This window comes from Zongyangia hominis (genome assembly GCF_014385095.1).
Classification (GTDB): Bacteria; Bacillota; Clostridia; order Oscillospirales; family Ruminococcaceae; genus Zongyangia; species Zongyangia hominis.
Genome location: NZ_JACRTC010000002.1, coordinates 266,342 through 279,060 on the forward strand (window position 1 = coordinate 266,342; position 12,719 = coordinate 279,060).

Consider the following 12,719-nt stretch of genomic DNA (forward strand, 5'->3'; position numbering starts at 1 on the left):
TCTGTAAAGCTACTTTCTTTACAAGAATGCTTTCTTATTATAGCCAATCGCGCTCACTGTGTCAAGGCTTTTTTCTTTACACTCTTCGCCCTTTTTCCCCTTTCGCCTCGGTCCTGCCCCGCCGTTTGACCCTCCAAAGGACGCAATTTTTCGCCGCGCCCATTAAAGGTCCCTTCTTCCATAGATTTTTCTGCCCAAGTCCTGTATAATAAAGACAACTAACAAGGAAAGAAGGGTGCGCGAAATGAAACGCTGGATTGCGGGGCTTTTGGCCGCGTTTATGCTTTGCTCCCTGGCCGGATGCGGCGAAAAGGTGGAAAAAGGCGATCTTCCCTCCGACGGAAAGAAAGCCACCATCGAGCAGGTCAAGGACTATCTGGACGCTATGATTCCCAAAGCGGTGGAGGTCATCGGCATCTTCAGCGTCGACGGCCTGCCTGTGGACCCCGGCGCCGCAGACGCCGCGACAGAGGACGAAAACGGCCAGATCTTTGTCCCGGTACAGAGCGATACCTACCATTCGGTCCAGGACATCAAGGATGCGGCGGAGCAGGTCTTCACTGTCGATTATTTGCAGCAAGCCTATTATCAGTATGTCTTTGACGGCACCTACGCCCGCTTCAAAGACGTGGACGGCGTCCTCTATGAAGACGTCAACCAGGGGGGCGGTGGCAGCAACGACTGGCTCACGGACACCGCCGAGATCGTCAGCCAGGAGGCGGACAGCATCGTCGTGAACATCACCCATGCCGACGGCTACGGCGGAAAGAATCCCTGCAGGATGACCCTGTCCGCCACCGAAGACGGCTGGCGCATCGGAAACGTGGAGTTTTTAGACTGACCTTAAAAAAACACGCGGCTCAATGAGCCGCGTGTTTTTTATTGCCTCCCATTAAAGCCTCAGCGATGGATTATAGCGCGCCTTGGCATTACCCATGCGCAAAATTGCCGCCCATCGGACGATAGCCGCGCGGCCGGACCCATCGAGGGGCATCCTCGTGCATTGCAAGCGGCTAGCCTGATCCCCTATCCCTGTTGACCGGCGGCGGAAGCCTTTTCTTCCGGGTCGTTTTTGCGGTGATAGTCCTCCACCAGGTCCTGCAGGGTGATGTGGTCCACCACGTCGGTGATGGCCTCCTGCACCCGGCCCCATACCGAATAAGTGACGCATTGGTCCTTCCGGGCACAGGGGGTGTCGTCCAGACAGCCCACTGGCGTCAAACTTCCCTCGGTCACCCGGAGCACATCCCCCACCGAGATTTCCTCCGGCGGCAGTTGGAGACGGTAGCCCCCCTGGGCTCCCCGGGTACTTTTGACAAGGCCCGCCCGGCCCAGGGGCATGATGATCTGTTCCAAATATTTTTCGCTAATTTCCTGCCGGGCCGCCACGTCCCGCAAAGAAACCAGCCCCTTTTCATAGGAGAGGGCTAGGTCCAGCATGAGGCGCAGTCCATAGCGCCCTTTGGTCGATATTTTCATTTTTTCACCTTCATATATCGAAGGGCCAATCTGGCCCGTTTCTTGACTTTTGGCCCATTATATCATATAATAATTTGCACATCAATAAAATCATATGAATTTTCTAGGAATTCTAAATTTATGGGGAAGAGGCGTGACAACATGAGCGTGCGTCAATTGCAGGAAGAAATCCTGAAATTAAAAAAAGAAAAGAATGTGGGGATTCTGGCACACAGCTACCAGTCCTCCGATATTCTGGAGATCGCCGATCTGCGGGGCGATTCCTTCGCCCTGAGCGAAAAAGCTCGGGACCTCCCTTACGACACCGTGATCTTGTGCGGTGTGCGCTTTATGGCGGACACGGTAAAAATCCTCTCCCCGGAAAAAAAGGTGATTCTCCCCTGCCCTGAGGCCACCTGCCCCATGGCGGAGCAGATTCCGCCCGAGCGGGTCATCGCCTATAAAAAAGAGCACCCGGATCATAGGGTGGTGGCCTATGTCAACACCACCACCGAGCTCAAGGCGGTCAGCGATGTCTGTGTCACCTCCTCCAGCGCCCAGAAGATTGTGGAGCGGCTGGACGCCGACACCATCCTCTTCCTTCCCGATCAAAACCTGGGCGCTTACATTCGGGAGAAGGTGCCCTCCAAGCAAGTGATCCTTTGGGACGGCTACTGCCCGGTCCATAACCAGATCACCGAGGACGACGTACTGGACGCTAAGGCGCTCCACCCCGGCTGCCGGGTACTGATGCACCCCGAGTGTCCCGCGGCTGCCTTGCGCCACGCTGATCTCATCGGTTCCACGGCGGACATCATCCGCGACTGTGAGAGCACCCAGGACGACGTCATCATCGGCACGGAAAAAAGCGTGGGGGATTACCTCTCCCTGTGCCACCCGAAGCGGAACTTCCATCTGCTCTCCAAAAAGCTCATCTGCCCCGACATGCGCCTGACTACCCTGGCTCACGTCTACAAAGCCCTTTTGGGCACCGGCGGCGAGGTCATCGAGATTGAGGAAAGCCTGCGGCGCAAAGCCCGTCGGGCCATTGACGAAATGATCCGCCTGGGTAAGTAACGATACAATGAAAAAAGGACCGTCCCGGAAGGGCGGTCCTTTTTTCATGGAGGCGCAGGGCCTTCGTTGATCGGTAAACAAAAACGGCGCGGAAATTTCCGCGCCGTTATTTTGCCGAAAAGAGACTAGGAAAGGATGCTCAGCAGAACGCCTGCCGCCACAGCGGAACCGATGACGCCGGCCACGTTGGGGCCCATAGCGTGCATGAGCAGGAAGTTGCCGGGGTTGGCCTCCTGGCCCACCTTCTGGGAAACACGGGCCGCCATGGGAACGGCGGAAACGCCCGCGGAACCGATGAGGGGGTTGACCTTGCCGCCGGTGACTTTATACATAATCTTACCGAACAGGACGCCGCAGCCGGTACCCACGCTGAACGCCACCAGACCCAGGACAATGATACCCAGTGTCTGCAGGTTGAGGAAGGTGTCCGCCGAAGCGGTGGAACCGACAGAAATACCAAGGAAGATGGTGACGATGTTCATCAGCTCGTTCTGCGCCGTGCTGGAGAGACGCTGGCAGACGCCGGACTCTCTAAAGAGGTTACCAAGCATCAGCATACCCAGCAGTGGAGCCGCCATGGGAACCATCAAGGAGACAACCAGGGTGACCAGGATCGGGAAGAGAATCTTCTCGGTCTTGGATACCGGGCGGAGCTGCTCCATGACGACCATGCGCTCTTTCTTGGTGGTGAGTAGCTTCATGATCGGGGGCTGAATGATGGGCACCAGGGCCATATACGAGTAAGCCGCGATGGCGATGGGCCCTAAGAGGTGGGACGCCAGCTTTGAGGTGACGTAAATGGCGGTCGGGCCGTCCGCGCCGCCGATGATGCCGATGGCGCCGGCCTCAGCGGGAGTAAAGCCGATGAGCAGTGCGCCCAAGAAGGTCAAGAAGATGCCGACCTGTGCCGCGGCTCCCAGCAGGAAGCTCTTGGGGTTGGCGATCAGGGGACCGAAATCGGTCATAGCGCCGACGCCCAGGAAGATGAGCGGCGGATAGATGACGTTCTTGACGCCGAAGTACAAATAGTAAAGCAAGCCGCCCTCGTCGTGTGCGCCCAGCGCTGCCAGAGGCAGGTTGGCAAGCAAGATGCCGAATGCGATAGGCAATAAGAGCAGGGGCTCAAACTTTTTGACAATCGCCAGATAGAGAAGAACGCAGGCAATGCCGATCATCACCGCGTATTTCCAGCCGTCGCCCACAAAGAACTGGGCGAAACCGGAGGTCGCCGCCATTGTTTGCAGCGAATCCCAAAATGTTGCAAAAACTTCCATGAATTACATTCCCGTCCTTTCTAATGATGCAGTCAAATCTTCGCCTTGGCCTTAGAATGGTTTTGTGTTTTTCATCATTCCTGCCAGGCTCCAGACAGGACGGGCTTCCCGCGCCCGTTTGACGCTGCGGATGGTGAAGTTGGAGGAGGAACCCATGATACTGGCCACCGCTGCGGAAATCGCTGCGACCACCTCGCCGGGGATACCTCTTTCTACCTTCATTGCCGCTTGGGGTGCGCTGGCGGCAGGTTTTGCTTCCTCCGCTTTTTTCTCCGTTTTGGGCGCTTTGGGTTTTTTGTCCCCGCCCTGGATGGAGGTCATAATCTTACCAACGATCAGCACCGCCGCAATCAAGATGACCAGCGCGAGAAAAACGATGACAATGCCGCTCAAAATGACTGATAAAGCTAAATTCCAATCCATACTCTTTATCTCCTCGGCTAAAATTCTCTTTAAAACAGAACCAGGAAAAATGGTTTGTTTACCTGTCCGCTTTAAAACGATATCGGGTCTTATTATACAATAGATTGCATTTTTTTTCAACGACGAAACCCATTATTTTTATACGAATTATGAGCAGATCTTTGTTAAATTATTACCAAAATCACGTATGGATCCCCTCTTCCTCCGGTAGGGAGAGGCGAATCGCCCCTTCCTTTCGCACCGAAAGGACGTGACAGCTCCCCGTCCCCATGGCCTGTTGCATGGTCACCTTGTAGTGCTTGGAGAGATCATAGGGGACCAAGGCCTGCATGGTTCCCGCGAAGCCGCCGCCGTGGACCCGCCAGGCGCCCCTTCCCCGGAGCACCTGCTCGGTGATGGCAAGGCCGAGGCTCAGCCCCTGCCGCTCAGGTTCCCGGCTCACATAAATATTTTGCAGCAGCATGGAGGAGGAGCGTCCCGACGCGATGACCAGCTCTTTGAATCGCTCGAAGTCGCCATTTTGCAGCGCCTTCACTTCGTCGAGCACCCGCTCGTTTTCATCAAAGAAATGCATGGCCCGCAGAATGGCCCGGTCGCTGACCTTTCGGCGCAGATTGATGCGGTCGTCATAGAGGGAATTGACAAAGTCTTCCGGCTTTATTTCCCGGAGCACCTTTTTTCCAAAGACGTGGGCCACCGCCCACATCTCTCGGGCTACCGACGCGTATTCCGTCGTCAGGTTGGCGTGGCTGCCTCCGGTATCCACGATGAACAGATCGTGTTCATAGCGGGAAAAATCGCATTGAATGCGCTGAATTTTCGGGTTTTGCATGTCCTCGAAGTCGATGACCACAAATCCGCCCAGGGCGCAGGCAATCTGATCCATAAGGCCGCAAGGCTTTTTAAAGTAGGTGTTCTCGGCATACTGGCCGATTTTGGCCACCTCCACCGGCGGAATCCGGCCGCCGTTATAGAGCTCGCTGACAATGGTGCCCACCATCACCTCAAAGGCCGCGGAGGAGGAGAGCCCCGATCCCTTGATAACGTCGGAGATGGTGTAGGCGTCGAAGCCGCCAATCTGGTAGCCCAGCTCCTTGCAGCGGGCCAGGATGCCCCGGACGATGGAGGCCGAGGTGCCCGACTCGATCTGCTGGAATTCCAACTGGTCGATGTCGATGACGTCCATATTAAAACCGTGGGATTTAATCCGCACCGTGCGGCTCATGTTGGGGGATACCACCGCAATCATATCCAGATTTACCGCGGCGGCCAGCACCCGTCCGCACTGATGGTCGGTGTGATTGCCGCCGATTTCGGTGCGGCCGGGCGCGCTGAAGAGGTAGACCTCCCCGTTGTCCCCGAAAAGGCTGGCAAAGCGGTCCAGAGCGGCCAAGTACCGCTGTACCTGCTTCCCCACCGCGTCGGGGGCGTAAAGACGAGCAAATTGGGAAGCATATTTCCCCTTTTGCAGTTGATCTTTTACCTTATAAAAAGATGGCATCAGGCGTCCTCCTTTATTTTGGGATTCCCTCCCTGTCACCAAACTTGCAATGGCCTTCGGGCCGTCCAATTTTATCGGCGGAAACAGCGTTCCTCGCACATAGATTCACAGGGCCGTCACCAATTTTCCCTTAGATCATGGTGATGTACATGCCCCCGCAACGGCGGCAATTAGCGAAAATTGCCAAACTCTCACCGAAATATCCGCCATTATGGACATACCCTTTCTTATAGAGTAATACGGATAACCAATAAAATCAACACTTTTTATAAATAGCACTAGTGCCACTTCCCTACTTTTCGGGTGGCTGCGCTCATTGCAATTCAAAACGAAAACCATTATAATGAAATCGCGCCGGGAAACCGGACCTATATCCATGAAAAGGAGGCTCCCCCATGGAAAGCACAGCGGAAAACATTATGGAAACCATGGCGGAAAACACGTCCAAATTCTCCGCCATGTGGAAAGCATTTTCCAATAAAGTGGTGGACTATCTCCCCACCCTGATCTATGCGGTCATCGTCTTCATCGTAGGCTACATCATCGTCAAAATTCTCATGAAGCTCATCGCCAGAGGCCTCAAAAAGAGCCGGCTGGACATCACCCTCCACGGCTTTATCCGCTCCATCCTCCACGTCACGCTGCTGACCCTGCTGCTCATCACGGTGGCCAGCACCCTGGGCATCCCCGTGACCACCTTCGTTACCATCTTAGGCGCCGCCGGACTGGCCGTCTCCCTGGCCCTCCAGGACAGCTTAAAAAACCTGGCGGGCGGCATGCTCATCCTCTTCACCCGTCCCTTCACCATCGGCGACTATGTGGAGGTGGAGGCACAGGGCGTCTCGGGCACCGTGTGTGAGATCGGGCTTGTTTACACCCGGCTCAATACCCCGGACAACAAGCGCATCTTTGTCCCCAACGGCCAGATTTCCAACGCCAAGATCATCAACTATTCCGCCGAGGACCACCGGCGGCTGGATCTGACCTTTTCCATCGGCTACGACTGCGATTTGGAAAAGGCCAAGGACATCCTGCGCCGGGTGGTGGAGGAAAATCCCCTGGCCCTCAAAGAACCCGAGCCTGTCATCCGGGTCTGCGCCCATTCGGCCAGCTCCATCGACATTGCCTGCCGGGTCTGGGTGGACAGCGACAAGTATTGGGATTTAAACTTCGACCTCTATGAGGCGGTCAAAAAGGAGTTTGACAAAAACCACATTGAGATCCCGTTTAACCAGATCGACCTGCACGTCAAAAAGGACGATTTGGAAAAATCGTCCTGAGCCCCCGCAGGCCAAAAGCATCCATCCGGCATTGGCCGGATGGATGCTTACAACTGGAAAGCCGGACTTCGCCCCCATGTGCAAAAAAGCTGCCCCTTCGTTAAAGGGGCGGCTTTGCATTGTTTCACTCGCAAATCTCCATGCAAAGGGCTTCCGGGCCTTCGCCCGCCACAAAAAAGCAGCCGCTTTTGCGACTGCTTTTTTGATTTCTTTTATTTAATGGTACAGCCGTACTCCACAGGCTTACACAGAAAGGTATCCGCATATCCGGCTGCCTCCAGCTCCCGCACACAGCGCTTGGCGTCGCCCTTGTCCTCGAAGACGGACACCACGGCGCTGCCGCTGCCGCTCATGACGGCGCCCAGCGCGTCCTCCCGGAGCATGAGGGCCTTGAGGCTCTCAATCTGCTCGTAATGGCCCACCTCTTCCAGCACATTGCACATGCTCGACGCCATCTCCCCGATCTCCCCGGCGATGACCGCCGCGGTGATCTTGTCGATGTCGGGCCGGCGGGAGATGCCCTCCCCATCAAAGGCCCGGAAACAGTCCGCCGTGCGGATGGAGAGGTCGGGCTTGGAAACGACGAAATAGCACTTGGGCAGGGGCGGCAGGGGGCTGAGCACCTCGCCGATCCCCTCCACGAAGGCGGTGCCGCCCTGGATGCAGAAGGGCACGTCGGCGCCCACCTTTTCACCGATGCCGCAAAGCTCCTCCACCGAAAGCCCCGTTTCCAATAGGTGATTGAGGGCCACCAGTACGGCCGCAGCGTCGGCGCTCCCGCCCGCGAGGCCCGCTTCGATGGGGATTTCCTTCTCGATTTCCACCCTGACCCCCACCGGCTCCCTGCCCGTATGGGCAAAAAAGGCGCGACAGGCTTTGTAAACGGTGTTGCGCTCGTCCTTGGGCACCCGCTCGTCCTCACATTCGATGACCACGCCGTCAAATTCCCCCAAGGAAACCGTCACGGTGTCCATCAGGTCGATGGATTGGTTGATCATCCTGAGCAGGTGGTAGCCGTCATAGCGCTTCCCCACCACGTCGATGGACAGATTGATCTTGGCCGGCGCTTTGATTTTGATTGCGTCCAAGTGCTTTGAACTCCTTTCCTTCCCTCGCCTTTAGCGGTGCAAAATGAGATTTCGTTTGATGTCGATAGTTTTAACCGGGCACATCTCGTGGCAGCAGAAACATTTGATGCATCGGCTATAATCGATGCGCGCCTTCTTCTCCACGATGGCAATGGTCTTCTGCGGACAGCTCTCGGCGCATTTGCCGCAGCCGATACAGCCCTGCCTGCGGATGACGGGCTTGGGCGAGGCCTTCTTTTCCAGCCACGCCACCGGGCGCCGAAACATCCTGGGCACATGGGCGGAAAAGTCCACCGAAGCGCTCCGGGGTTTTTGGTAGCCGGGGATGGGGGCGATGTCGGTAAAATCCCCCACGATCTCCATTCCCTCGCCGTAGCCGCCCGAGAGCCCCCGCTCTTTGGCCGCCGCGATGGTGGGGACGCTGCTTTCATCGAGCCCCATCAGCCGGCAGAGCCCTAAGTCCAGCGCATAGGGATTTTCGGCCGCGAAAGTCAGCCCCACCCGCCGCATGGTGCCGCCGGAGGGGCCGTCCCCCTCCATGGCCTCCACCCCGTCCATGACGGTAAAGCCGGGACGCACGCACTCGCACAGGTCCACGAGCATATGGCCAAAAGATCCTTTTTCCGGAAACTGGCAGTGGAGCTCCGGCTTCATCAGCCCCGGAATACAGCCGAACAGGTTCTTGACGCCGCCGGAGAGGCCCGTCATCCCGTGGGTTTTCACCTTGCCCACGCTGACGACCATGTCCGCCCGGCGCACCGGGTCGATGAGGGTAAAACGGGCGCAGCATCTGGCCCCCGGCGCGCTCACCTCCCCGGAGCCTGTCTCCAGGTTGAGGGCCACGCCCTGGCGCCGGGCCACGTCCTCCATGCCGGACGCCCGATAGATGGCGGCAAGCTGGACCCGCGTATAGAGCCCGCCGGGGCTATCCGCTATGACAATATCGGTGACGCCGTACCCCTTGAGCGCCTCGATCACCGCCTCGACCACCGTCGGATGGGTGGTGGTGAATTCCTCCGGCCGCCGTTTAAGCAGAAGGTTCGGCTTGACGAGCACTTTCATGCCGGGATGGAGCTTTTCCTCCATGCCGTGCAGCTGAAAGTGGCGCGCCACCGCGGCGTTCACCACCGTCTGGTCATAGGAGGGCGTTTCGATGACGCTGACCTTTTCCAACTTGCGTTCCCCGCCTTTCGCAAAGCTCACCCGGCGTCCGGCCGGAGCGCTTCGCGGTTATTTTTGAAGGCCCTGTAAAAAATGTTCGATGCGCCTCAGGGCTTCTACGATATGGTTGACACTGTAACAATAGGAGGCTCTAAAGAATCCTTCCCCGCTTTCGCCGAAGGCCGTTCCCGGCACCACCGCCACCTTCTCGTGGTAGAGAAGGCTCTCGCAGAACTCTTCGGAAGTCATACCGGTGGACTGGATGCTGGGGAAGACATAAAACGCCCCCTCCGGCTCAAAGCAGGGCAGCCCGATCCGGTTGAAACCGTCCACAATCAGCCGCCGGCGCATGTCGTATTCGTCGGCCATGCTGGCGATGGCGTCGTCGCAGTTTCTCGCCGCTTCCACCGCCGCGTACTGGCTGGTAGTGGGGGCGCACATGATGGCGTACTGGTGGATTTTGAGCATTTGTTCCATCACCGGCGCCGGGCCCACGGCGTAGCCCAGCCGCCAGCCGGTCATGGCGTAGGTCTTGGAAAAGCCGTTGACCACCACGGTGCGCTCCTTCATCCCCTCGATATTGGCGATGGACACATGGCGGGAGCCGTAGGTCAGCTCCGCGTAAATTTCATCCGAGAGCACCATGATATCGGTGTCCCGCAGCACCTCGGCGATGGCCTCCAGGTGCTCCCGGCGCATGACCCCGCCGGTGGGATTGTTGGGATAGGGTAGGACCAAGAGTTTGGTCTTCTCGGTGATGTGGGCTTTGAGGTCCTCCGGTGTCAGCCGGAAATGGTCCTCCTGTTTAGTTGGGATGGCCACCGGCACGCCGCCCGCCAGGACGGTGATGGGGTGATAGGCCACAAAACTGGGCTCTGGGATGAGGACCTCGTCCCCCTCCTCTACAAAAGCGCGGATGCACGCGTCGATGGCCTCCGAGCCGCCCACGGTGATCATGATCTCCCGGCGGTCGTCGTAGGACAAATGAAACCGGCGCTCCAGATACCGGCAGATTTCGGATTTTAGCTCCTGGAGCCCGGCGTTGGCCGTGTACCAGGTCTTGGACTGCTCCAGAGAGCGGATGCCCGCTTCCCGGATGGCCCAGGGCGTTTTAAAATCGGGCTCCCCCACGCCCAGGGAAATGACCCCCTCCATCTCGTTGGCGATGTCGAAAAACCGTCGGATGCCCGAGGGTTTGAGCGCCTGGATTTTGGGGGAAAGAATGTCCTTGTAGTCCCTCACAGCGAACCCATCCCCCTCTCGTCCACCGGCTCATCCTTGATCATGATACCCCGCTCTTTATACCGGCGCAGGACAAAATGGGTGGCGGTGGACTGGACCGAGTCCAGTGGAGCCAGACGGTGGGCCACAAACATGGCCACTTCCTGGAACGTCTTTCCGGTGACGGTGGCGGCGATGTCATAGCCGCCGGACATGAGGTAGACCGTCTCCACCTCGTCGAACTGGGTGATGGCCTCGGCGATTTCCTCAAAGCCCTGCCCCTTTTTCGGGGTGACCTTGATCTCGATGCGGGCGGTCACAAACTGGCGGTCGGTCTTGTCCCAATCGACTACGGCGCGGTATCCACGGATGATGCCCTCTTTTTCATAGCGATCGATGGCGGCTGCCACATCACTCTCCGTACGGCCCAACATCGCGGCGATCTGCGCGTTGGAGAGCCTGGCGTTCTCGTTTAAAATTTTCAGCAGCTTATCCATGCATACCACTCCTCTTTCTTTTTTCCTCCGCGCTTAGCACGAAGATTTTGGCTCATATTATATCAATTTTTAACAGGAAACGCAAGGGAGCCCCTCTGTTTCCTGCAAAAAACACCGGACGCTTGCCTTCCAAGCGCCGGTGTTTTCCGGTTAATCTTCTATTTTGATCATCTTGGGCTTTCTCTCGTGGAAGAAGGTATAGTGCGTAAATCCCGCCTCTTTCGCAAGCAAAATGCCCTCCCTGATGCCCGCGCCAATATCCTGGGCCGTGTGGGAATCGGAACCGATGGTGAGAATTTCGCCGCCCAGCTCCTTGTAGAGCTTCAGATAGGGCAGGTCGGGCAGAGTCACTCCCACCGGCTGGCGCAGCCCGGAGGTGTTGATTTCGATGCCCTTCCCCCGCTCGATGAGGCCTTTGAGGACAGCCACCACTTCGTCGTAGTAGTGGTCGAGGAAGCTGTAATTCTTTTTATAAATGCCGTTCATATATCGCAGCGGGTAGGTCAGATGGCCCAGCACGTCGAACTTGCCCCAGGCGATGGTTTCCATGAGCTCCTCAAAATAGCGGTCGAAGAGGGCCTTGATGTCCAAATCCGGGTCGTTATAGTTGATGAAGTAATAGTCCTGTTGGTTGAGGTTATTGTGCAGCGAGCAGATGACAAAGTCAAAGTCGTAGGAGGAGAGCACATGCTCGGCGTTTTCCAGCGCCTGCAAGGGCTGCCCCAGCTCCACCCCGGCGGAGAGCTCCAACCGGTCGGAAAAGATGGACTTTGCTTTGAGCATCTCGAAATTGGACTGGCGGATGGTCTTGTCGTATTTATCCTGGAAATAGACATTGATGTCACAGTGATCGGTCAGGGCAAAACCCGCCATTTCCTTGCGGATGGCGTTCTCGCACAAAAACGTGACCGAATGGTAACCATCCGGGGAGTTATCACTGTGGGTGTGGCTGTCGTAAATCTTGGTGGCCATCATATTCCCTCTTTCTTCGCCGTCACTACGCGAATTCTTCTCCTTCACTCGGTATGCCGCTGGGCAATCCCTTTGGGCGGGGCGGAATTTCCGCCTCGCCCGATAGCCTTATCATAACATAGAACACAAAAAATGAAAACTCACCCGCGCAAAAATTTATCCCCTGCGCCCTGTTATCTCCTGCCCAGATATGTTAAAATAGAAACAAATGTCCGCCGGTCCTAAATCGGAGGCCGCGGTTAAGAGGAAAAACAATGGAGGAATGATTTATGCGCGCTGTTATCACAGTCATCGGTAAAGATATGGTCGGAATTCTCGCCAAAGTCAGCAACATCTGCGCCGAACAAAACGCCAATGTCATCGAGGTGACCCAGTCCGTCCTGCAGGACATGTTCGCCATGATTATGCTCGTGGACATCACCGGGCTCACCGGCAGCTTCACCCATCTGGTCGACTCGATGAACGAGCTGGGCGGAAGCCTCAACCTGTCCATCCACGTCATGCATGAGGACATCTTCAACACCATGCACCGCATCTAGCGCTTTGGCCCGCGCACCAAAGACAGGTAAGGCCCATTACGGATCCTGTTTCTCGGAAAGTGAATCCCCTTAAGGATGGGGCAAGCGCCATCACAAGCCCCGCATCGCAACGAAGTGGGCTCTCGCTCCTAGATACCATACGGGGCCATAGCGGCGCGCCCAATGCTCCGCGCGGGTCCCGCGGCATGCAGAGGACACCGCTTCCCGGAAAGGCCTTCTCACAGTGCA

13 protein-coding genes are annotated in these 12,719 nt (G+C 56.9%); 4 read left to right on the forward strand and 9 right to left on the reverse strand.

From position 1 onward, the window contains the following. The first annotated feature begins 244 nt into the window (after positions 1-244). The gene (locus H8709_RS04740; protein ID WP_262397216.1) at positions 245-841 is read left to right on the forward strand and encodes an LptM family lipoprotein; all 597 of its coding nucleotides are present in this window, start codon (positions 245-247) and stop codon (positions 839-841) included. Positions 842-1,026: 185 nt separating this feature from the next. Here the strand turns inward: H8709_RS04740 and H8709_RS04745 are convergent, their stop codons facing one another. After that, positions 1,027-1,479, reverse strand: a complete 453-nt coding sequence (locus H8709_RS04745) for an RrF2 family transcriptional regulator (RefSeq protein ID WP_262397217.1) — start codon at positions 1,477-1,479, stop codon at positions 1,027-1,029. 141 nt (positions 1,480-1,620) lie between these two features. Here H8709_RS04745 and nadA point away from each other — a divergent pair, with 141 nt between their 5' ends. Continuing rightward, complete coding sequence (gene nadA / locus H8709_RS04750) at positions 1,621-2,535, forward strand: quinolinate synthase NadA (protein WP_262397218.1); 915 nt, start codon at positions 1,621-1,623, stop codon at positions 2,533-2,535. 125 nt (positions 2,536-2,660) lie between these two features. Here nadA and H8709_RS04755 read toward each other — a convergent pair whose 3' ends face one another. From H8709_RS04755 to H8709_RS04765, 3 genes are all read right to left on the reverse strand, one after another. Next, positions 2,661-3,809, reverse strand: a complete 1,149-nt coding sequence (locus H8709_RS04755) for a sodium ion-translocating decarboxylase subunit beta (RefSeq protein ID WP_262397219.1) — start codon at positions 3,807-3,809, stop codon at positions 2,661-2,663. A 51-nt stretch (positions 3,810-3,860) separates the two neighbouring features. Next, positions 3,861-4,232: an OadG family protein gene (locus H8709_RS04760; RefSeq protein WP_262397220.1), complete on the reverse strand. Its 372-nt coding sequence runs from the start codon at positions 4,230-4,232 to the stop codon at positions 3,861-3,863. Positions 4,233-4,413: 181 nt separating this feature from the next. Continuing rightward, a complete protein-coding gene (locus H8709_RS04765; RefSeq protein ID WP_262397221.1) occupies positions 4,414-5,733 on the reverse strand; it encodes a galactokinase in 1,320 nt (439 codons plus the stop codon). A gap of 395 nt (positions 5,734-6,128) precedes the next feature. On the opposite strand from H8709_RS04765, the gene H8709_RS04770 reads away from it, so the two are divergent. Further along, positions 6,129-7,013, forward strand: a complete 885-nt coding sequence (locus H8709_RS04770; RefSeq protein ID WP_262397222.1) for a mechanosensitive ion channel family protein — start codon at positions 6,129-6,131, stop codon at positions 7,011-7,013. Between the two features lie 212 nt (positions 7,014-7,225). Here H8709_RS04770 and ispE read toward each other — a convergent pair whose 3' ends face one another. From ispE to H8709_RS04795, 5 genes are all read right to left on the reverse strand, one after another. After that, positions 7,226-8,101, reverse strand: a complete 876-nt coding sequence (gene ispE / locus H8709_RS04775; protein WP_262397223.1) for a 4-(cytidine 5'-diphospho)-2-C-methyl-D-erythritol kinase — start codon at positions 8,099-8,101, stop codon at positions 7,226-7,228. A gap of 30 nt (positions 8,102-8,131) precedes the next feature. Then, positions 8,132-9,304: a DUF362 domain-containing protein gene (locus H8709_RS04780; protein WP_262397224.1), complete on the reverse strand. Its 1,173-nt coding sequence runs from the start codon at positions 9,302-9,304 to the stop codon at positions 8,132-8,134. A gap of 27 nt (positions 9,305-9,331) precedes the next feature. Beyond that, positions 9,332-10,504, reverse strand: a complete 1,173-nt coding sequence (locus H8709_RS04785; protein WP_262397225.1) for an aminotransferase class I/II-fold pyridoxal phosphate-dependent enzyme — start codon at positions 10,502-10,504, stop codon at positions 9,332-9,334. Beyond that, a complete protein-coding gene (locus tag H8709_RS04790; RefSeq protein WP_262397226.1) occupies positions 10,501-10,980 on the reverse strand; it encodes an Lrp/AsnC family transcriptional regulator in 480 nt (159 codons plus the stop codon). The genes H8709_RS04785 and H8709_RS04790 overlap by 4 nt, the downstream gene beginning before the upstream one ends. A 150-nt stretch (positions 10,981-11,130) precedes the next feature. Continuing rightward, positions 11,131-11,952, reverse strand: a complete 822-nt coding sequence (locus H8709_RS04795; protein ID WP_262397227.1) for a histidinol-phosphatase HisJ family protein — start codon at positions 11,950-11,952, stop codon at positions 11,131-11,133. A 269-nt stretch (positions 11,953-12,221) separates the two neighbouring features. On the opposite strand from H8709_RS04795, the gene H8709_RS04800 reads away from it, so the two are divergent. Continuing rightward, positions 12,222-12,491 carry an ACT domain-containing protein gene (locus H8709_RS04800; protein WP_262397228.1) on the forward strand — a complete coding sequence of 90 codons (270 nt, stop codon included), beginning with the start codon at positions 12,222-12,224 and terminating at the stop codon, positions 12,489-12,491. The last annotated feature ends 228 nt before the right edge of the window (positions 12,492-12,719 follow it).

Coding starts and splice junctions, on each gene's coding strand:
- H8709_RS04740 (WP_262397216.1), top strand. CDS start 245: ATGAAACGCTGGATTGCGGGGCTTTTGGCCGCGTTTATGCTTTGCTCC.
- H8709_RS04745 (WP_262397217.1), bottom strand. CDS start 1,479: ATGAAAATATCGACCAAAGGGCGCTATGGACTGCGCCTCATGCTGGAC.
- nadA (WP_262397218.1), top strand. CDS start 1,621: ATGAGCGTGCGTCAATTGCAGGAAGAAATCCTGAAATTAAAAAAAGAA.
- H8709_RS04755 (WP_262397219.1), bottom strand. CDS start 3,809: ATGGAAGTTTTTGCAACATTTTGGGATTCGCTGCAAACAATGGCGGCG.
- H8709_RS04760 (WP_262397220.1), bottom strand. CDS start 4,232: ATGGATTGGAATTTAGCTTTATCAGTCATTTTGAGCGGCATTGTCATC.
- H8709_RS04765 (WP_262397221.1), bottom strand. CDS start 5,733: ATGCCATCTTTTTATAAGGTAAAAGATCAACTGCAAAAGGGGAAATAT.
- H8709_RS04770 (WP_262397222.1), top strand. CDS start 6,129: ATGGAAAGCACAGCGGAAAACATTATGGAAACCATGGCGGAAAACACG.
- H8709_RS04790 (WP_262397226.1), bottom strand. CDS start 10,980: ATGGATAAGCTGCTGAAAATTTTAAACGAGAACGCCAGGCTCTCCAAC.
- H8709_RS04795 (WP_262397227.1), bottom strand. CDS start 11,952: ATGGCCACCAAGATTTACGACAGCCACACCCACAGTGATAACTCCCCG.
- H8709_RS04800 (WP_262397228.1), top strand. CDS start 12,222: ATGCGCGCTGTTATCACAGTCATCGGTAAAGATATGGTCGGAATTCTC.